Origin of the sequence: Exiguobacterium sp. USCH10 (genome assembly GCF_037619445.1) — a bacterium.
Lineage (GTDB): Bacteria > Bacillota > Bacilli > Exiguobacteriales > Exiguobacteriaceae > Exiguobacterium > Exiguobacterium aestuarii_A.
Genome location: NZ_JAQPZO010000005.1, coordinates 1 through 19,584 on the forward strand (window position 1 = coordinate 1; position 19,584 = coordinate 19,584).

Here is a 19,584-nt window from a genome sequence, read left to right on the forward strand (position 1 = left end):
GAAGGAGCATTCACGATTGAGGAGGGGATGGAATCTGGGCGATACGTCCTCGAATACGTGTATCTGGTGGACGCTCGCTCGAATGATCGAACGGTCTATCGAAATGTAGAAGACACTCAAGGTTTCACGTTACGTTATCCTTCGTCCGACACAGTCAAACCAACCTTCGAAAAAATCGATTCGGCAACACTCGAACTTGATGAAGGTGACTTCCAATCCTTCACCATCTTTGCGTCTGATGACTTGAAGCTAAAGTCAGCCGATGCCACGTTTGTGAACGAGTTCAATGAAACAGTGACATTGTCGAGTACGAATGTCACGACTGATGGGTTTAACATGGAGCTATCTCGTAGCGCATTCCCTAAAGAAGCAGCAACATGGAAACTCCAGTCCTTGCGTATTCAAGATATGAATGCGAATGAAACCATCGTGACAGAAGGGTTATCTTTCACAGTTAAAACGCTCGCTCCAATCACGCCTGTCGATGCTCGCATCGTTAAGTCAAATGAGTCTTGGAGTTACACAACGGTGAACCAGGATATTTACATCATGCCAGGTGCCACATTGACGGTCGGACAAGGAACGGTATTGAACGGCAATGTGTACGTGGGTGGACGATTACGACTGACCGGAGGAGTAAATGTGAAGGGGCAACTTCGCGGCACATACTTCACATTTGGGTACTATACCCCTTCCCAAGATGGAATGGTCGTCATGTCAGGGTCGAACAGTGTCTATTCGATGACTGCGACGAATCAATTATATGATACGTTACCATTCCGACTCGAAAGCACACCTGTATTCGAACAAGACGGACAGGTGTCAGTATTGGGATCATTCATTCCGTTGTCGACGCTCTACTTAAATGGAGAACCACTCCAAACGAAAGCGAACGGGACATTCCGTGTCGAGTTGAAGACTCCGGAAGATCGGACGTTACGTTTCTCGATGACCGATGCTTACGGTAAGATTCACCGATGGTCATATCGAGTGTATAAGACGGACATTCCAGTCGTAACTGCCACACTCGACAGTGGCATCTATTTGAAAGGTCAGACGGTTGGATTGACTGCGACCGATGGAACGATTCATGTCACACGCAACAATCAAGCATCTGTTTATGAAGGTCCCTTCACGCTCAATGAGACCGTGAGCCTCTCTGCTTATGCGAAGGATGAGATTGATCGTACATCTGAGACCGTATCCCGTCGATATGAAATCATGACGATTGATCCTGTGACGAACCGAGATACGTCGATTCAAGGAACGGCAGAACCGGGGACACATGTGACATTGACACTCGGCGCAGACACATCTACAGTGACGACCGATGAAACGGGTCGATTCGTCTTCGACGGCCTACAGTTAACCAATCAATCAACATTCTCAATCCAAGCGACTCACGGGATGCTGGCGAGTGACGTTTGGACGAAGTCAATTCAAGATGTGATTGCACCGATCGTGACAGGTGTGTCACATGACCATTTCTACGCTCAACCTGTCTCGTTCACGTTCAATGAAGGAACAGCGACGATGAATGGCAATGTTGTCACGTCGCCTGTCCGTGTTGAAACGGATGGAACCTATGAGTTAGTGGTTAAGGATGAAGCGAACAATCAGACAACCGTGCGTTTCACGTTGGATCAACAAGCGCCTGTTTTGACGGGAGTGCCGAACGATTTGACCAATCAAATCGTGACACCGACCTTCAATGAAGGAGTAGCGTTGTTGAATGGGAAATCGTTCACGTCAGGTCAATCGATTACGACAGACGGAACGTATACGCTGATTGTTCGAGACAAAGCAGGAAATGAAACGAAGCAATCATTCACGATTGATCGTACCGCGCCTGTCGTCAGCAATATTCAAAACGGATCATTTAACCGAAATATTACTCCAGTCTTTGGAGAAGGTACCGCGACCTTAAACGACAAACCGTTCACGAGTGGGACGGTCGTGTCGGAAGAAGGCGTCTATGAATTAGTGGTCAAGGATGACGCGGAGAACATCACGAAGATCATGTTCACCATCGATAAGACAGCGGTCGAGGTTCAAGGCGTGACAGCTAACGGATACTATCAATCGGCACGTCCGGCCTTCAGCGAAGGAACCGCGACCTTGAACGACAAACCGTTCACTAGTGGGACGCTCGTGGCAGAAGAGGGCATCTATGAACTAGTGGTCAAAGATGACGCGGGGAACGTCACGAAGGTCATGTTCACCATCGATAAAACGGCAGTCGAAGTTCAGGGTGTGACGGCTGATGGATACTATCAATCGGCACGTCCGACCTTCAGCGAAGGAACCGCGACCTTGAACGATAAACCGTTCACGAGTGGGACAGTCGTGTCGGAAGAAGGCGTCTATGAACTAGAGGTCAAGGATAAGGCAGGGAACGTCACAAAAATCACGTTCACTATCGATAAGACAGCAGTCGAGGTTCAAGGTGTGACAGAAGCTGGCACATACCCGTCCGCTCAACCAACATTTAGTGAGGGAGAGGCAACACTGAACGGAAAACCGTTCACATCGGGTCAAGCTATCGCAACCGACGGAAACTATACATTGATCGTCACCGATCGAGCTGGAAATCAGACGGTCGTTCAATTCACGATTGATGCGACACCTCCTGCACTCAGTGGCTTCACGTCAGGAAAAGTCGCCTATCGAGAAGTGAAACCAACCTTTACAGAAGGGACGGCGACATTGAACGGGAAGCCATTCCTTTCCGGGACAACGATTGCCACAGCAGGGAAGTATACGTTGGAGATTACAGATGAGCATGGGAACAAGCGGAGCGAAACGTTTACGATTGATCGCACCTCTCCAGTCGTGACTGGGGTGACGCATCGCCAATTGACGAATAAAGACCTCGTCATCAAGTTCAATGAAGGAACGGCGACATTGAACGGGGAACGGATCGCTAATCAGACGAAAGTAAATACTTCTGGAGCTTATACACTCCGTGTGACGGATGCCGCTGGGAACATCACACAACTTACATTCACCATCGATAAGAAAGCACCTGCTCGTCCGACTCTACTCACGCTCACGAACAAATCGACTCGCGTGACGGGGAAAGCGGAAAAGGGAGCAATGGTGTACATTTACTACAACAACCGCACGTATAAAGCGAAAGCAAGCAGTACGGGTGTGTATCGCTACGATATAAAGACGACAAAAGTCGGTGTAACCGTATCGGTTCGTGCGTTAGACGCCGCCGGCAACCTTTCGCCAATCACGTCACTACGTGTCCTCAACACGTTCCGTACGTTTTCTGTCAACTCGATCCGGGCGAGTCAGACTTACGTGACGGGTAAAGGGAACAAAGGGGCGACGGTTCAGGCATTTGTCGGGACGAAAGCCATCAGCAAGACGGCTAAAGTTGATTCCCGAGGAAATTATAAACTAGTGATTCCCCGTCAGAAATCAGGTGTGACGGTCACAGTGAAGATGAAACAGAGTGGGTATCAAGATCTGAAGGAGACGACAAAAGTCGTCCGCTAACCGAGGAGCATCCTATCATGATGATGGGGTGCTTTTCTATTTTTATACATATAAATCTTTTTATTGGTTTATAATGACAATTGAAGAGACTAGTGGTGTGAGGGTGAATGTATGAGTCCTGTAATGATTGGAACGGCTTTATTGTTGATTTGTTTACCTTTGGGTTGTCTGTTAGGAGTGCGCGCCTTTCAGATGTTTCGGATTCACACGCGCTTACGTGCCGGCTTGTTTTCAGTCCGTCATGCGTTACGTGCTGCGAAACATCACCCTGGTCGTCAGTTTGACATACTCGATCCCATCTATCGAGGTGTCGTCTTTCAGCTCAACGGAAGGAACTTGATGAATCGCCACCAGCTCGAGCAAGCCGTCAATGATGAGCTGAATCGTGTGTTGAAATATGGATGGTTGTCTTCTTTGGCTCTTGTCGGAAGATGGGCACTTGCGATGATCTTTTTCGGGATTGCTGGTGTGAGTGGGAATATCGTCACGCAAGAAACGAAGTCTTTTGACGTGGTGAACTGGTTTGGTCCACAACACGTCGAGAGTGAGACAACCGTTCTCGGTAAGACGTTCAAACTCCCATACGAGATTGATTCAGCTGAAACGCTCGGGACGGCTATCGCTTATCATATGACCCGATTCGATGAGACGTTCACGATTCCATATACCGGGGATACGGGAGACATGCAACAGACGATGGACGCGGCGTGGGAATGGATCGAGCGCCATCACATTTACGTGTATCGCCTCTCGCGTGGAGGGGAATCGAAATGGATTGAGCAGAATGGCGTCTTCAACTTACAGATGAAATTGAACTATGACATGACGGCTTCCGAGGCCGCACAAGTACAAGAACGCGTCAGCGAAGTGATTCGCAACATGCCGCGTGATTTGGATGAAGTCGGCAAGGTCAAATACGTCAACGACTATATCGTCTCGCATACCGCCTACAATCTAGATAGTCTAGCAAGTCCATATACGCCGTATTCGATCTTGTTCAACGGGGAAGGGGTGTGTGAAGGCTATGCGCTGACGACGCTCTTATTGTTAGAGGCGGCAGGCATCGAAGCACGTTATATTTCCGGGGAAGTCGCAAGCGGTCTTCATGCGTGGAATCTCGTTCGTGTGAACAACGAATGGTACCATCTCGATACGACGTGGAACGACCCGGTCCCGAACCAGCCTGGGAACGGGCGACTCGATTACTTCCTCGTCTCGGACGCGACGCTTCGCGCGGACCACACGTGGGAATTTGGTCGTTATCCGGTGACAGCCACGCAGAATATTCAATTATGAGAGCGAAGGGAGATCCCTTTCGCTTTTTTTGCATACGAAAAGGACCGATCGTTCAATCGGTCCCGTTGCATCAAACAGCATAATCCCCATTGTATTGAACAAGAGAAACATCTCGCACTTCCTCGATGTCATTCAATCGGTTCATAAAGGCCGTGTTGTCGATTTTCAAGCGGACTTCAGCCGTCAGTTCGACGACGTCTTTCCGAACAATCTTCGACTTGAGCGTGTAGTCGAGTTGCTGGAGCTCTCGTCGTACTTCATCGTTCCCGTCCTCATAGTAATGGATGACAAGAAGATAAAGAGTATCCGTATGTTTTTTACGAGCGAGGCTGACGATGACGGCTCCGATGACCGCTGCACCGAACAGGGTCAGGAAGTAGAGCCCGGCACCACTCGAAATACCGGCAGCGATCGCCCAAAACATGAACACGACGTCGAGCGGGTCTTTGATCGCCGTCCGGAAGCGGACGATACTGAGCGCCCCGACCATCCCGAGCGAGAGGACGACGTTCGTCGAAATCGTCATGATGACGAGCGACGTGATCATCGTCATAACGAGGAGGGTCGCGTTGAAGCTCGGGCTATACAGGACGCCGCGATAGGTAATTTTATAGATGAAGTAGATGAAGCTCCCCGCTAGGAAAGCCGTGAGCAGTCCGAGCATGACGTCGACGATTGACAAGTTGCCGAAGCTGAACTCGTTTAAAAAGCTATTTTTGATAATGTCGTTAAAGTTTACGGTTGTGTCCATAGGCTCTCACTTTCTAAAATCCGTGATATTGAATGCTCGCCATCCGACAGTGTACATATTTCGAGATGGCGGAACGTTGATGGGTATGAAGTTGTAACACTTGCCGGATATAGTCCGGTAAAAACTCGTCGTACTTCACTTCGAGAATCGTCTTCGGATAATCAAGGACTTCTTCGGAGACCGGGTTTGGTTCGAACAGGTCGACACTGTTCGTGACGAAACTCAGTTCTTTGTCAAACGTGACCCGAACGTTGCCGAGGCTGCCAACGTATGCCTCGCGTACATAATCGACGATGACCCGAGGGCGCATGATCGTACCCGTGAGATACGAATAAAACTCATGGTAGAGCGGTTCGGTCTTCTCGAGTAAGAAATCATACTCCCAATCTAAAATCTGTTCGTATTCCTCGCGCGTGATGGCGACGGACGACTTGAGGATATATTCGCCTTGGCGGCTCTTCTTCTCAAGTCGAATGACAGTATCCGAATAGTTATATGTGCGGATGCGGAACTTTTTCCGACGGAAGATGCCGCTGTTTTTTTGAATCAGGTCGTGGTCATAGACGTTGTCGAAGTAGAGACTTCGGATCAAGTAGCCGTCACGAGAGACGGAATGCTCATCTTGTTTCAAAATCGTGGCGATACGCTCCCGAAGCGTATGATAGTCTTGCTCATTGATAAAATATTTTAATTCATGTCGGAATCGTTTCATGATGTTTCTCCTGGTATGACGATTTGTTGGACGCCCCAATAGAGCTTGCGGTCGTTGTCGCGGTAGTAGTCGAACGGGATTTGCGTGTTGCCCGATTCATCTTTGACGATGACGCGCCAATAGTAGCGACCTGGCGCGAGAGCCGGCATCGAATAAGAGAACGTCGTCAAGTTCGCTTGTTCTTTGAGTAAAGTCGTGAAGTCGGGCGAGGTGCTCAATTCGAAGTGATACGTCAACTCCTCGTTCTGAAGGTCGTATGACGCATCCCAGCGGAACACATCTTGTTTCCCGTCTCGACTGTACTGTAGGAAAATTGGCATCGGATTTTCGAGCGACCGTTCAAAGTCTGTCGCGTATTTCGCCGTGATGTCTTCTAATCTCCGATAATTCGCCTCATAAGAAGACGCCTCGATCTTCAAGAAACGTAAATCCGGTTCGCTCGTCACGAGTGGTGAGACGACGGGATAGAAGCCATCGATCAATTGTTTCGTTCTGGTCGGATTGATCACCTCTTGAAGTTCCGTCATCTTCGCTTGGAGCGACTTGACGTTCTCCGGGTCTTTTAAGTAGCGACGATGGAGAAGCGTTCCCCAGTAGCGCTGAATCCCTTGTTGCCAACTTGGCATGGCATCGGTACGTTCCGTGTCCCGACCGAGCGCCTTGTCAAAATCCCACGGCATGAAGTACCACTTCTCCGAGTTGAGCGGGCTATACAGGTAATAGTTGGTCGACATCGTGTCATAGTTCCCGAACAAGATGTTCGTCCCGAGCCAGGTCAGGTAGTTGTCTTCATCAAAGTACTTGTCGAACACTTGATCGAACGGTTTCGACAAGTCGTTCAAGTCGTCGAGCATCGTCAACAGTTCGTCATGATTGTCAGAGCCGTTGATCTTCAATACCGATTCGAACGCTTTTTTGTCATAGTTCGGGTCATCGCTCGGCAAGAGTTTGTCGGGATAACGGAAGAACTCGAAGTTCTCGGCTTTATACAAATGACCATCCGGATTGAGCCCGCGTGCGGCGAGTGCTTCTTCGTTCAATTGTTCGACGTGGGTATAGAGTCCGTAATCTTCGAACGTATCGGCTTTGTCGGGATTGGTCATATCCCGGACGTGTAACTGGACAAAGTTCGTTCGTAGACTGGAGATATCGTCTAACTGTTCATAGTACGCGAATGCGAGTCGGTTCCGGACGCGGGTGCGGTCGTCGGCATGTTTGTTCAAGTTGAGGACGCTTTGACCGTACCAAAGACCTGCGTTGTCTTGAAGGCGAATCTTGTAAGATTTTTGCGGTTCGAGACGGCTCGACCGGCCTCGCAGTTGGATCGTCGCATTCACTTCCTGTTCATCGAACAATTGGATGCCGTCCGGTCCTTTCGCATCCCCGGTCTCGAAATGGACATATAGCTTCGGACCGCTCTCGAGGTTGCTGTACTGTTTGTACGACTCGTTCAAGTCATACAACGTCAAGTCATTTTCGGGAACGGTACGTTGGTCGAAGATGGTGACATACACATGCTCGAGCTTGTTCCCGTCATGCTTGTCATAGACACGCTTATCTTCTTTGAATGTCGCATCGAGTGTGGCGACCTCGTTCGTCGTCTCTGCACGTTCCGTCGATGTAGCGCCTGATTCGGGTGCTTTTAATAAGGCTTGTATACCTAACAAGAGGAAGAAGAGAATGATGAGGCCAATCATCACTCTTGGGTAAGGCAAACGCTTCATACATATAAACTCCTTCTAAGACAGACTTCCAATGCGTCGTAAAAATAGCTCCGTTTTTGTCGTCACTTCTTGATAGACGATTGGCTGCGAGCAGAACGTCGTATAGTCGATATCGTTCAAACTTCGGATGAGTAATCGTGCTCCCCACATGAAGGCGAGGATGGCAGAGAGGAACATGCCGACGCCGTATACATCGAACAACAGGACGAGGGCGAGCGTCACGAGGAAACTCGTGACCGCATAAAATCCTGTCAGCTGGATGGCGGCACGACGCTCGTCGAAGTACAGTAGAATCAAGAAAATCGTGATGACGAGACTCAAGAACCAGCTACCGAGTACGACGATGATAAAGATGTCGATCTGATTTTGCGTCATGCCGAGGAACGGCAATAAACGGACACCGAGGAATAAGAAGATGAACGTGACGAGCATCTGGACTTGGGCCATGAATAAGAGCTCTGAGCCGAGGACACGGAACATCTCACGCTTGGCGGTCTGGATGTCTTGGAACGGATACCCGTTTAAGATCCGACCGTAGTATTTCTTATAAGACGTATAAAACGTCGTCTCGAGCGTCACCATGAACAAGACGAGCGACGGAAGGACGCTCAAGTAGGCGTAGAAGACTGGCGTGTCGTAATACGGCGCCATCAAGTATGTCTCGCCGACGATGATCGCCCGGTCACTAAACCAGGTGGCGAGGTTATGGCCATACAATCCGAAGTAGTAGGCCGTTCCAATCAAGAAAAGGAGCGGATACTTCTCGAGATATACTAAAAAGTAGAAGTAGTTGCGGTTATTCACTTGGAAATAATGATGGATGTCGCGGAACAATCGGATCAAAATGACGAAGAAGCCGAGATTTAGTCCGATGAACACCGACGTCGCCGTCGGATGACCGAGCGGGGACGTCAACAACCAAATGAAGAACGCCGCGACCAACGTCCCGAGGACATAACTCGTGACGATTTTTTTATAGTCTTTTAAGGCAGACACGTACATCGATAAAATCCAGATGACAGATAGCTGCGTGAAATACAGATACGTCACGAGCTTATAGCTGAACGGGAGGGGCGACCCCATATAAAACAACACAGAGATGATCAGACCGATGACGACAATCAGACTGATGAGTCCGTAGAGCGAGGACAAGACGTTTTCTTCTTTTTCTAAGAAGGTCTGGTCCGCCACGAACCGTGAGATCGTAAATAAAAATCCACCCGTCAACAGTTGCGAGAAGATGAACGTGTACTGGACGGCCGCCATGTAGATATTCACTTCGCTCGCTCCGACATTCAAGTAGAGCAACCATTCACGCGATGCGGTGATCAGCAAAATGGAGAGGAACATCGGACCGACCGCCGTGATGGCCGAATAGCCGTACGCACGGAGCTGTCCGAAAAATCCTGATTTGTCATACAGTCGTTTCAATTGAAATCCGATTCCGGCCATGACGTTCTCCTTTCTCATAATAAGTGCGATACGCGTCAATCATCATCGGTAACGTATAAAGATTCGCGACGCGTGCCCGTCCATTCTCCCCATACGTCAGGCGTACGTCAGGCTGTTCGATCAATTTGATGATCTCATGCGCCAACAGATGAAAATGCATGACGGGGACGACGCTGCCGGCTTTGCCGAAGCGGTCGTTCGGGCCTTCGAGCAGTTCACGGCAAGCCCCGACATCGGTCGAGACGAACGGGATTTCCATGGCGAGTCCTTCAAGGATGACGAGCGGTTGTCCCTCACTGATGCTCGAGAGGACGAGGATGTCTAAAAAGGACAAGTAGTCTTGGACGTTGGCAGGTCCCGTGAAATGAACATGTTTGAGTCCGAGCATGTCGACGAGCTCGAGGCATTCCTCGTAATACTCCTCGTCTTCATCTAACGGTCCGATGAGGTAAAACTGGGCTTCCGCGAACTTCTCTTGAACGATGGCGAACGCTTGAAGCATCGTCTTGACGTCTTTGATCGGGACGACCCGAAGGATGGCACCAATGTGTACACCAGGACGTGTCGTACGGCTTTCGGGTGAAAAACGTGTCACATCGATGCCGTTCGGGACGAGGAACGTCTTCTCCGGCGGACAACCGAGCTCCAGTTGAATCTCTCGGTTCCCTTCGAACAACGTACTGACGTCATCGGCGTAGCCGTAAGCGCAGTAGGAGAGGCTATAGAAATAATCGATCCATACGTCTTTAAAGTAACCTTTGATCCATGAGGCTTTGATGATTTCTTCTTCACGTTCCCGTGTATAAATTCCGTGTTCCGTTAAGAGCAACGGCTTGCCGTACTGATATTTTGCGAGGGCGCCGAGTACGCCCGCATAGCCGGTCGAGACGCTATGATAGACATCCGCTTCCGGTACTTTGTGATCGATACAGACGAACAACGGTAACAGCATCGAGCGGAGCGCCCAAAACATATCGGTGAACGGTACTTGGACGAACCTTTTCTCACAAAGCGTGCTGACGATATCGAAGAAATCTTTACTGCCAAGGAAGTTCATGACCGAATCGATGCGACCGCTCGTAAAGAACTGGAACAATACGTCCCAGTCCGTCTGGCGTTCCGACATGAGGGACAGGAAGGCGAGACGTTCCGCGTCCGTCAGATTGTAACGTTTTCCGCTGACGATCTTCTGATCTACATAATCACCGAGGTGAATCTCATGCAGTTCAACCAAATTCTCAGGAATGGGATATTTCGGTTTACTTCCTTTCACTTCTTTTGCCGAGATGGAGTAGACGATGAACTCATGCTCGGGCATCTCGGTGATGAGCGACTGAATCCAGCTCGATACACCACCCGTCACGTGAGGATACGCGCCTTCTGAAATCAAGCAAATCTTCATCATTTCGCCTCCAATCGGATTGAGAAGGATAATGCTTCGGTTTTGACGAGATATAAGTCAGGGCCGATTCGTTCGACTTCGCACTGGTCCACCTCTTCAATCTCTTGTGAAGATTGAAGGTAAAAATACGTCGCACCAGCTGCTTCGTCCAACGTGTAGGTATACAAGTTTTCTGACTGACTGACATACACGTGACCTTCAAAAAAGTGATGGTTTCGTGCGACGTCCGACGCTTTCATCGAGCGGAGCCATGGGACGTCGTGACGTTGTTCATCTAAGACAGATTGAAAGGCTGTGACCAACGCCTCGCCTTCTGTTTGTGACGTGATGCTTTGAGGGGAGAGCGTCATCGAGATACCCCCACTTGTCACGAGCTCGTTGAAAAGCGTCCACGTTGTCCAGTCCGGGTCGGAAAAGTCGAGCGGGGTCGATGGCAGTTGTACGACCGCTTCCGTTTTTATTGGAAAACTGGCCGTCCCGATCTCTGTCATATGATCATCAAACACGCCTTGAGCTGTCTCTCCATCAGTCAGATAAGACGATTTAATGGTGAGACCGGGTAACGCGTAATCAAACTGTGTTTTCGTTGCGCGAATCTCTTCGGAAGAGGAACCTGAGACGGCGATTTCTCCGCCGGATCGTAGTGTCTCTCGTCCGTAAAACGCTAAGTCTTCCGAATATGCAGAGGTTGCCGGTGTCGGATTCAACGAAGGACTCGTCGTGGCGAGGACATAGTTCAACCCGTATTTGGCGCCGAGGCGCTGTACGTCGGCCCAAAACACGTTCCGGAAGTAGTCACGGTCGGTCATCGACTTTGTCACGAGGCGCTCGTTCGAGGCTAAAAATGGGAAACCTTGAAGCGTCGTGACTTCTGCATTCAAGATCGGTCGCAGCACAGGTTCTCCTTGGGCGAGACCAACAAATAGAAGCGCCTGCTGGTTGAACTCGGAAAGCATCGTGCCATTGAATACGATGAATCGGCCTGCCCCGTATGTTTTTGACCACAGTAAAGGCAAGTCTTGTGAGGACGTGGCGAGTAAGTTGGCCTCTGGGTCAATCCGTAAGGCGAGTGACGAGTTCAATAGACGTTCTGACTCAAATGACTTGGCGGCATCCTCTTCGAAAAACGGAGAGGTCAACCGAATGCCAGTCGTCTCCACAAATGATCCGATTTCGATGATGCCGATCTGGCGATACATCTCCATCAGTCGATCACTTGGCGACGGGCGTGTGGCAAACAAGACGGTCCCGCCCTTTTCGACATAATCGAGAAGAATATCCCGGTCTTTTAAACGGTCGAGATGTTCTGTCGCGATGATGACCGTCTTCTCATCCGTCAAAGACGTCAGTTGTTCAATGTTCTTGAGAGTGCTTTCTTTACCAATCGAACGAAAACGTTCCTGAAGACGCTCAGCAAGCTGTTTATTATGGGTACTGCTCAATATTAAATAGGAGTCGAGCATCCCATCTGCACGAGAGACGGATTGTGATTGGATTGATGTCGGATTACTCTCTGAGAACAGTGGGAACTTTAAGACAACATCTGAACGAATCAGGATGAAGATGAAGCCGAAAAGCGCGATAAAGCCACCGATTAAATACATCCCTTTTTGAATCTTAAATGTATATTTCATAAAAAATCCCCTATATCCAAAATCGTAATTGTTGGAGTCCCTCTGGTGAGAGACGAATGTCGGATGCACGAAGCGCATCGACCATATGATGCACTTGTTTGACGTTCTTCATCACATAATGAACATGCATCGCCTCGAAGTAGGCCTGTTCACGACGTGGATATTGTCTTAAAAAGAGCTCGCTCGCTGCGAGCGCCTGGTCATACTCTTCTAGAGAAAGTGCAACCCGGATTCGTTCGACATGATAATCGGGATTGATCATCCCTCCCAGTTCAATCAAGGTGGTTAACGCATGTAAGTAGGAATACGTATATTTCACTTGTGTGCGTCGATCTAAAAATTCCATATCAATCATCTGCTTCAAAATGTTCAAGTAGTCAATCATGACACTTAAGTCGTTCGGACGTTCTGCTAGCTCTCGTTCCACGTGTCGAAGCTGTTTGGATAACAATGATTTTGCCTGTTGTAGCGCGGTTGCCGCATAATGTGACGTCTCGTTATCCTCACTCTTGAGCGCTGCTGCGAGAAGCGGGGCTTGTTGAAGAAAGTCATTTTTTAATACGTTCATCAGCGTCTTCCGCTTCACTTGGTTGGAGTTGAGGATGAGCGCATCCTGTAGGGAAATCATATTCGTCTCGTTCAACAAATCTGGTCGTTGAAGCGACACATCTTCATACGTCTCTTTTCGAAGTAACCAATCTGGCAGTTCGGCATCTCTATGCTTCGAGCGTTGCAAATAATAGAGGATTCCCCAACTGAAAAAGGGGAGTGCCAACAACAAGAAGAAGCTTGGCATGACGTCTTCGCGTCGCTTCACGAACAAAAGAAGCAAGACAAGTAAAGACACGCCATAATGAAACAGCAAAAGATTAATCCACATAGGTGACGTCCTCCACGACTTCGGCACGAATCGCCTTACGTGCGAGACGTTCGATGACGATTTGTGACTCTTCTTTCGTCGCGTTCGACAGGATGGCATACAATCGATCATCTGTTCGGAAGCCTAAATAGTCGGTCGTCCGTAGCGTCGTATCCGTGCTCTGAATGACGGATTCACTGTTGTCTTCTGCGATGAGCAGGAGCGTATACGGGATATTTAATTCCTGTTGTGCCTGTTCTTTTTGAATGAGGATGCGCTCAAAGTACTCTTGTTTCAATGCGTTCGTGTTGCCGACATAGCGATCAGATTGAATCGCATGAATGTACCCGAGCGAGCGATCGAGTGAAGAGTTGATGAGGCGGATCATGACATCAATCAAATTGCGGTAAGACAAGGTCAAATTCTGGAATGGTACTTCGTAACATAGGACAACGGCCACTACTTCGCCTTGACGAATGAGCGGGGCACCGAATAAAGGCTCACCAGGCGTTAGCGATGTATTGAAAACAATATCGGAAGAAGTGACTACTTCATGAATCACCGTCTGCTCTACGATTTCTAACGAGTTACGTGGTGCGAAAGTAGAATCAGCCGATTTTGCCGCGAGTCGGGCGAAAGATGACTGATTGACCATGTAAATCGCAAAATGTTTAGCTTTTAGCGTCTTCTCCAAAACCGAAATCGATCCGACGAACAGCCCTTCTGGTTCCAAACTGTCGAGGGCACGCGTCGCTTCATACACACTTCCGATACTCTCTTCTGAGTGAAGAATCTGTTGCTGTAACTGATTTTTGATGGTGAGCGTTTCTTCGTAGATTTCGCTCAAGAACGTATGCCGTTCGGTCGTTGCGGCCAACTCGTCTTTTAAAAATTGAATTTCAATATTTCGACGTTCCATCACATAGCTGACGACGAGACCAATCAATAAGTACATCGTGAACGTGGCCAAAATCGAGTTGTCGACAAAGAGAGACAGGATATTTCGACCAATCGATGCACTCTCGTAGAGATGGACCCCGACAGCGAGGAGGGAAGCGATGAGTGCTTGGGACTTACCGAACAACAGTGCTGCCAAGAGGACATAAATGAACCAATAGTCCGGCGTATCCACAATCGGTGTCAGTAAAAGAGACCCGATGTAGAACAGAAGGAACAAGGTGAGGTTCTCTAGCGTTCGTAGGATCGGATGGCTGAGTACGTTCTTAAATCGACGTTCTTTTGAAATTGGGTGGGGCGATGTGGATGACGATTGTTGTGCATAATAACTTTTCGTTACGTGCAGCCCTTCTTCCAAACCGAATCGAGGTACCCAGTCTAAATCTGTCTTCAATTTACGGTTGTCGAGGCTGGGCTGATGTTTCGGTACATGTTGATTCGCAAGTGGTGGTTGGATCCCTAGGTATGCGCAGAATGATTTAATCGAAGTCGGTTCACCCGAAGACAGGTGATACAGTCCCGATAATTCACTGATCACGCCCCGATATACGGCTTCCACTACATCTCCGATAAAAATGAAATCAGTTTGACTGTCACGCGATAAAGGAAGTCGGAGATGCTCCGGATTTGTCGTCGACATGAGGTCGTGGATCCATCGACTCGTGAGACTAACATGTTGCTTCGGTCCATACACGGAAGACAAGCGGAAAACTAATGTAGAGAGTGCAGAGTGATTGCCCCAGTGCAGGCAGTACTCCTCGCCGTGTCGCTCATTTAACGCAGAAGGCGAGCGTGGAACGAGTGACGCTGTCTCAGGTATGTCTGTATCGACATCGAATTCGAATCCATCAGCTGATGAAAAGGAGACAAACTCTTTGACTCCATATTTTTCAGACAAGGACAACAAATTGAATAGACCATCTGTCGTTGGGTGTGAGTGCTCTTCGGTTGAACTGTTCGCGCAATGGATGACGACATCAAACGCATACGTTTTGAAAAATGTCTCACACTTACGGTCGGCCACGTCTGCCGACAAGTGGCGATGTTTGAAGTCGATTGTATCTTTTGAGCCGGATATGAGATTGTCGAGAATATGTATACGATGCCCTTCTTTGAAGAACCGTTCGGCGATCGAACTGCCTAAAAAACCATAGCCTCCTGTAATGAGAATGTTCATGGGCGATCTCCTTCGTGAAATAATTTTATAAAGAAATAAAAATATGTATGAAATATTATAATATAAGGATATTTTAATTTACCTAAATTCAAACGACTTTCATTGATAATTTGTCGTTTTTAGTCGAAAAATTTATGTTTCATAAAGGATGCGACATAATGTGACAAAAGATATATGAGAATAATAAAAAGTTCCAACCGATTGATGAATGACGGTTGGAACTTTTTACCTATAGATATTTCTCTTGGATGTCACGCTTCCGTGTGACTTTGGCCGGCGTCCCGAACGCAATGACTTGGCTCGGTAAGTTGGAAACGACAGTCGCGCCGGCACCGACGACGGTATCGGACCCGATGTGAATATTATGGATGACTGTCGCGCCCATTCCGATGAAAGAGCGTTCGCCAAGACGAACATTGCCACCAAGGTGAGCACCAGGCGCCACAGAAGAAAACGGTGCGAGGTGGCAATCATGGTCGACAGAAGACATCGTGTTGACGACACTGTGTGCGTCGAGTCGCGTGTTCGGATTGATGACACTTCCGGCCATTACAGCGACACCTGGACCAATCTTGACATTTTTGCCGATGATGGCGCTAGGATGAACGGCAGAGATGAATTCAAAGTCTGGCATTCGTTCTCGTATTCGCTGCTCAATGAGTGCGCGTTGATCATTGTCCCCAATTCCGATGATTCCTTTTCGGATAGCCGTGTTTGAACCGATTCTCCCGAGGATTGGATATCCAAGAATGAATTTACCGATTAAATGTGGACTATCATCATAAATGCCTGCAATTCGATAAATCCCTGTCAGTTCCAACATATCAATCAATACTTGCGCGTGACCACCTGCACCAAAAATCACAATCCATTCCATCTGGAAGTCACCCCTTCTTGCCGAAAAATGTCGAAATGATTTGTCTGTAATGACAGTATTGCCGAATCTCTTGATTTCAAACAAAACGGAAAAGAATTGGCGAGCATGAATTTGGAATGCTATTTTGCAAGACGTATGTCGTTTCAAAAAGATGCTATTTTTTTCTGTTTCATTGTTTTTGGCGATGGCTAATTTCAAATCGTAGTGATTTTGTAAAAGGGGGTTAGGACGATGTCTTTGGCGTTTATGTACATTACGAATCAACCAGAAGTTGCACAGTTAGCTGAACAAAACGGAGTCGATCTCATCTTTGTGGATTTAGAATTGAATGGGAAAGAGGAACGACAGGGACATCTCGACACGGTCATTTCAAGACATTCGATGCACGATGTCAGTCGCATCCGTTCCGTCTTGAAACATGCGATGTTGCTCGTCCGCATCAATCCGATTCATGCAGGGTCACGTTTCGAAATAAACGAAGCGATTTTTCGTGGTGCGGACATGTTGATGTTGCCATATTATAAAACGGTAGCTGAAGTGGAGACATTTATCGACATGGTCGGGGGGCGCGTCAAAGTTTGTCTTCTCTGTGAGACGAAAGAAGCGGTCGCGTGCATGCCGGACGTATTACGTTTACACGGAATCGATTCGATTCATATCGGACTGAATGATCTTCATTTGAGTTATGGTCAGGCGTTTCTATTTGAACCGCTCACGAATGGACTCGTCGAAGCGATTGTCACGCAAATCCGTGATGCCGGTATCCCGTATGGCTTCGGTGGGATCGCCCGAATCGGGGAGGGGCGGGTGCCTGCCGAGCGAATCATTCCAGAGCATGTCCGCCTCGGTTCGTCGTGCGTCATTTTGTCTCGGAGCTTCTGTCATATCGGAAATGCGACAAAAGTGTCGTCACGGCAGGCTCAAACGTTCCGAGAAGGGGTATGGAGAATTAGGGCATATGAGCAACAACTCGAAACGATGCCTGTGGAATGGTTTGAACAAAATCGTCTACGGCTCGTCGACGAAGTTCAAGCCATCACATTAGAAATACAACAACAGAAAGGAATGTTGTCATGAACGTATGGGTGACAGGGATGCGTCTATCCCTCGACCAACAAGCACGACTTGAACAGTTAGGCCACAACGTCACCATTCTTGAAAAAGAGTCGGACATTCAAGAACGAGATGTATCTGAAGTGGAGGTGCTCGTCTGCCAAAACGTGTTTGCATATCGGGCGCTTGAAGATTTTCCTCGATTGCAGGTCGTTCAAGCAGTGAGTGCCGGCCTTGACCGTTTACCCGTTCAAGCCTTGAAAGAAAGAGGGGTCCGCATCTATAACGCCGGCGATACATATGCCGTGCCGATGGCGGAATGGGTCGTTTGGCAATTGCTCGACTTTATGAAACATGGGGCTGCGTTTCGGGAGAAGCAACAAAACCGACAATGGGAAAAAGAACGGCGGTTACTTGAATTGACGGGCAAGACGGTCACACTACTCGGTGTCGGCAACGTCAGTGAGGCGATCGCCAAACGACTGCGCGCATTTGATATGCATCTGATTGGTGTCGGGCACCGTGAAAAAGACGTGCCGTTTGTCGATCGCTATGTGTTATTGGACGAACTCCATGATGTGTTGAAAGAGAGCGACGTCGTCATTTTGGCGTTACCGCTCAAGGACGAGACGTATCATCTGATCGATCGGGATGCGCTTGCGGCGATGAAAGAAGATGCGATCCTCATCAATGTGGCACGAGGGGCAATCATCGACGAGGATGCACTTGTCGAGACGCTCCAAGAAGGAAAATTCTTCGGCGTCGCGCTCGACGTGTTCGAAACGGAGCCGATTCAACCGAGTCATCCGTTGTATGAGTTTGCGTGGGTGAGTCTCACGCCACACAACTCCTATGTATCGGATCAGGTGAACAACCGACTCTTCCAGAACGTGCTCGCAAATCTACAGAATGAACAACCATCTACCACGTGACGAGGGACAGACCGAAATATTCGGTCTGTTTTTTTGTTGTGCCGCTTCAAAAGAGGCCCTTATGATAATTCACTAAAAAATTATTCGCTACTCATTTCAATTCGTATTTATTCAAAAAATCGAATGGGAACAACGAGTTATAGTAACTCACCGACACCATGACTCTGCACCGAAGAAGGAGTGAACGCACATGCAACGTCCTGACACGCTCGTCAGTATCATCGTGCCTATTTACAATACGAGCGCTTTTTTACGTCAATGTTTAAACAGTCTCGTCAATCAGACGTATCCCCACCTTGAAATCATTTGTATCAATGATGGCAGTACGGATCAAAGTCTCGACATCATGCTGGAATTTGATGATGACCCACGCGTCATTCTGATTGACCAGACGAATCGTGGTTGTTCATTCTGCCGCGACCGGGGTCTTCAAATGGCGACCGGTGAATACATGATGTTCATCGATAGCGATGATTGGTTAGATCTTGATGCGATTCGGCTTCTCGTCACACATGCAGAAGCGGAACGCGCCGATGCCGTCATGGGTACGTACGTCCGTGAGTATGAAGGACGGTCCTTGCCGAAGCGCATCTTTGAGGCAGATTTCTTATCGTACAACGCCGAAGAGACGAGACGTTTCGTCCATCGTCGTTTGTTCGGACTCGTCGGGGAAGAACTGGCACATCCGGAGACGGTCGATGCGCTGAATTCGAATTGTATCACTTTGTACCATCGGGATTTGATTCGTCATCTCTCGTTTCGTAGTCCGTACGGTTCATTTGTCGACCTCTATTTTCAAATTCAAGCACTCGAACATTGCCAACGCTTTATTTACATCGATTATCCGATCTATCACTACCGTAAGACGAACGGACAGTCTGAGACGAGTGTTTATCAACGTAATCTCGTGAACTCACGACTCGAATTCTTCCATATGCTCATGACGTACATTGAAGAACATGATCTCGGAGAAGATTATACACGTGCCCTCTATAATCGGATCGCACTCAGCATGATCGGCATCGGATTAAACGAATTGAGTTCCAACAAACCGCTGTTCGCACAAGCTGAAGTGTTGCGACAAGTGCTCCAACAAAAAGAATACAAAGAGGCGTATTCCCAGATGGATATGCGTTACTTCGATTTGAAGTGGCGGACGTTCTTCCAATTATGTAAGCACGAACGGACCGTGCCACTCGTCCTGATGCTCCGCAGCGTGAACTACTTGCGGAAACGCGTGTGAGGGGGCAT

General features: G+C 48.4%; 14 protein-coding genes. 5 read left to right on the plus strand and 9 right to left on the minus strand.

Annotated features, from left to right (window positions below; translation table 11 throughout):
- Both PQI28_RS09345 and PQI28_RS09350 read left to right on the plus strand, forming a co-directional pair.
- Positions 1–3,507 (plus strand): Ig-like domain-containing protein (locus tag PQI28_RS09345; protein ID WP_339963108.1); only part of this gene is annotated, 3,507 nt, incomplete at its 5' end.
- Between the two features lie 192 nt (positions 3,508–3,699).
- Positions 3,700–4,803 carry a transglutaminase domain-containing protein gene (locus PQI28_RS09350; protein WP_339963109.1) on the plus strand — a complete coding sequence of 368 codons (1,104 nt, stop codon included), beginning with the start codon at positions 3,700–3,702 and terminating at the stop codon, positions 4,801–4,803.
- A gap of 70 nt (positions 4,804–4,873) precedes the next feature.
- On the opposite strand, the gene PQI28_RS09355 is transcribed toward PQI28_RS09350, so the two are convergent.
- From PQI28_RS09355 to PQI28_RS09395, 9 genes are all read right to left on the minus strand, one after another.
- A complete protein-coding gene (locus tag PQI28_RS09355; protein ID WP_214784433.1) occupies positions 4,874–5,554 on the minus strand; it encodes a DUF4956 domain-containing protein in 681 nt (226 codons plus the stop codon).
- A 13-nt stretch (positions 5,555–5,567) separates the two neighbouring features.
- Entirely contained in the window at positions 5,568–6,266 is a 699-nt protein-coding gene (locus PQI28_RS09360) for a polyphosphate polymerase domain-containing protein (RefSeq protein WP_214784430.1), read from the minus strand.
- Positions 6,263–7,990: a CotH kinase family protein gene (locus PQI28_RS09365; protein WP_339963110.1), complete on the minus strand. Its 1,728-nt coding sequence runs from the start codon at positions 7,988–7,990 to the stop codon at positions 6,263–6,265. Before PQI28_RS09365 ends, PQI28_RS09360 begins: the two co-directional genes overlap by 4 nt.
- 15 nt (positions 7,991–8,005) lie before the next feature.
- Positions 8,006–9,442 (minus strand): exopolysaccharide Pel transporter PelG, encoded by a 1,437-nt coding sequence (gene pelG / locus PQI28_RS09370; protein WP_339963111.1) that lies wholly within the window; start codon positions 9,440–9,442, stop codon positions 8,006–8,008.
- Positions 9,405–10,844, minus strand: coding sequence for a GT4 family glycosyltransferase PelF (pelF, locus tag PQI28_RS09375; protein WP_339963112.1), 1,440 nt, complete (start codon positions 10,842–10,844; stop codon positions 9,405–9,407). The genes pelG and pelF overlap by 38 nt, the downstream gene beginning before the upstream one ends.
- On the minus strand, positions 10,844–12,478 hold the full coding sequence (locus PQI28_RS09380; RefSeq protein ID WP_339963113.1) for a DUF2194 domain-containing protein: 1,635 nt from the start codon (positions 12,476–12,478) through the stop codon (positions 10,844–10,846). The genes pelF and PQI28_RS09380 overlap by 1 nt, the downstream gene beginning before the upstream one ends.
- Positions 12,479–12,488: 10 nt before the next feature.
- Entirely contained in the window at positions 12,489–13,358 is an 870-nt protein-coding gene (locus PQI28_RS09385; RefSeq protein WP_339963114.1) for a hypothetical protein, read from the minus strand.
- The gene (locus tag PQI28_RS09390; RefSeq protein ID WP_214784413.1) at positions 13,348–15,471 is read right to left on the minus strand and encodes an NAD-dependent epimerase/dehydratase family protein; all 2,124 of its coding nucleotides are present in this window, start codon (positions 15,469–15,471) and stop codon (positions 13,348–13,350) included. Before PQI28_RS09390 ends, PQI28_RS09385 begins: the two co-directional genes overlap by 11 nt.
- Before the next feature lie 229 nt (positions 15,472–15,700).
- On the minus strand, positions 15,701–16,348 hold the full coding sequence (locus PQI28_RS09395; RefSeq protein ID WP_214784410.1) for an acetyltransferase: 648 nt from the start codon (positions 16,346–16,348) through the stop codon (positions 15,701–15,703).
- Positions 16,349–16,579: 231 nt separating this feature from the next.
- Here PQI28_RS09395 and PQI28_RS09400 point away from each other — a divergent pair, with 231 nt between their 5' ends.
- The 3 genes from PQI28_RS09400 (at position 16,580) to PQI28_RS09410 (ending at position 19,576) form a co-directional block, all read left to right on the plus strand.
- Entirely contained in the window at positions 16,580–17,425 is an 846-nt protein-coding gene (locus PQI28_RS09400; RefSeq protein WP_339963115.1) for an aldolase/citrate lyase family protein, read from the plus strand.
- Complete coding sequence (locus PQI28_RS09405; protein ID WP_339963116.1) at positions 17,422–18,333, plus strand: NAD(P)-dependent oxidoreductase; 912 nt, start codon at positions 17,422–17,424, stop codon at positions 18,331–18,333. Before PQI28_RS09400 ends, PQI28_RS09405 begins: the two co-directional genes overlap by 4 nt.
- 190 nt (positions 18,334–18,523) lie before the next feature.
- Positions 18,524–19,576 carry a glycosyltransferase family 2 protein gene (locus PQI28_RS09410; protein WP_214816761.1) on the plus strand — a complete coding sequence of 351 codons (1,053 nt, stop codon included), beginning with the start codon at positions 18,524–18,526 and terminating at the stop codon, positions 19,574–19,576.
- Positions 19,577–19,584 lie beyond the last annotated feature (8 nt).

What these genes read in the sequence shown, in the direction of transcription:
- PQI28_RS09350 (WP_339963109.1), top strand. Translation starts at nt 3,700, where the DNA reads ATGTTTCGGATTCACACGCGCTTACGTGCCGGCTTGTTTTCAGTCCGT.
- PQI28_RS09355 (WP_214784433.1), bottom strand. Translation starts at nt 5,554, where the DNA reads ATGGACACAACCGTAAACTTTAACGACATTATCAAAAATAGCTTTTTA.
- PQI28_RS09360 (WP_214784430.1), bottom strand. Translation starts at nt 6,266, where the DNA reads ATGAAACGATTCCGACATGAATTAAAATATTTTATCAATGAGCAAGAC.
- PQI28_RS09365 (WP_339963110.1), bottom strand. Translation starts at nt 7,990, where the DNA reads ATGAAGCGTTTGCCTTACCCAAGAGTGATGATTGGCCTCATCATTCTC.
- pelG (WP_339963111.1), bottom strand. Translation starts at nt 9,442, where the DNA reads ATGGCCGGAATCGGATTTCAATTGAAACGACTGTATGACAAATCAGGA.
- pelF (WP_339963112.1), bottom strand. Translation starts at nt 10,844, where the DNA reads ATGAAGATTTGCTTGATTTCAGAAGGCGCGTATCCTCACGTGACGGGT.
- PQI28_RS09380 (WP_339963113.1), bottom strand. Translation starts at nt 12,478, where the DNA reads ATGAAATATACATTTAAGATTCAAAAAGGGATGTATTTAATCGGTGGC.
- PQI28_RS09385 (WP_339963114.1), bottom strand. Translation starts at nt 13,358, where the DNA reads ATGTGGATTAATCTTTTGCTGTTTCATTATGGCGTGTCTTTACTTGTC.
- PQI28_RS09390 (WP_214784413.1), bottom strand. Translation starts at nt 15,471, where the DNA reads ATGAACATTCTCATTACAGGAGGCTATGGTTTTTTAGGCAGTTCGATC.
- PQI28_RS09395 (WP_214784410.1), bottom strand. Translation starts at nt 16,348, where the DNA reads ATGGAATGGATTGTGATTTTTGGTGCAGGTGGTCACGCGCAAGTATTG.
- PQI28_RS09400 (WP_339963115.1), top strand. Translation starts at nt 16,580, where the DNA reads ATGTCTTTGGCGTTTATGTACATTACGAATCAACCAGAAGTTGCACAG.
- PQI28_RS09405 (WP_339963116.1), top strand. Translation starts at nt 17,422, where the DNA reads ATGAACGTATGGGTGACAGGGATGCGTCTATCCCTCGACCAACAAGCA.
- PQI28_RS09410 (WP_214816761.1), top strand. Translation starts at nt 18,524, where the DNA reads ATGCAACGTCCTGACACGCTCGTCAGTATCATCGTGCCTATTTACAAT.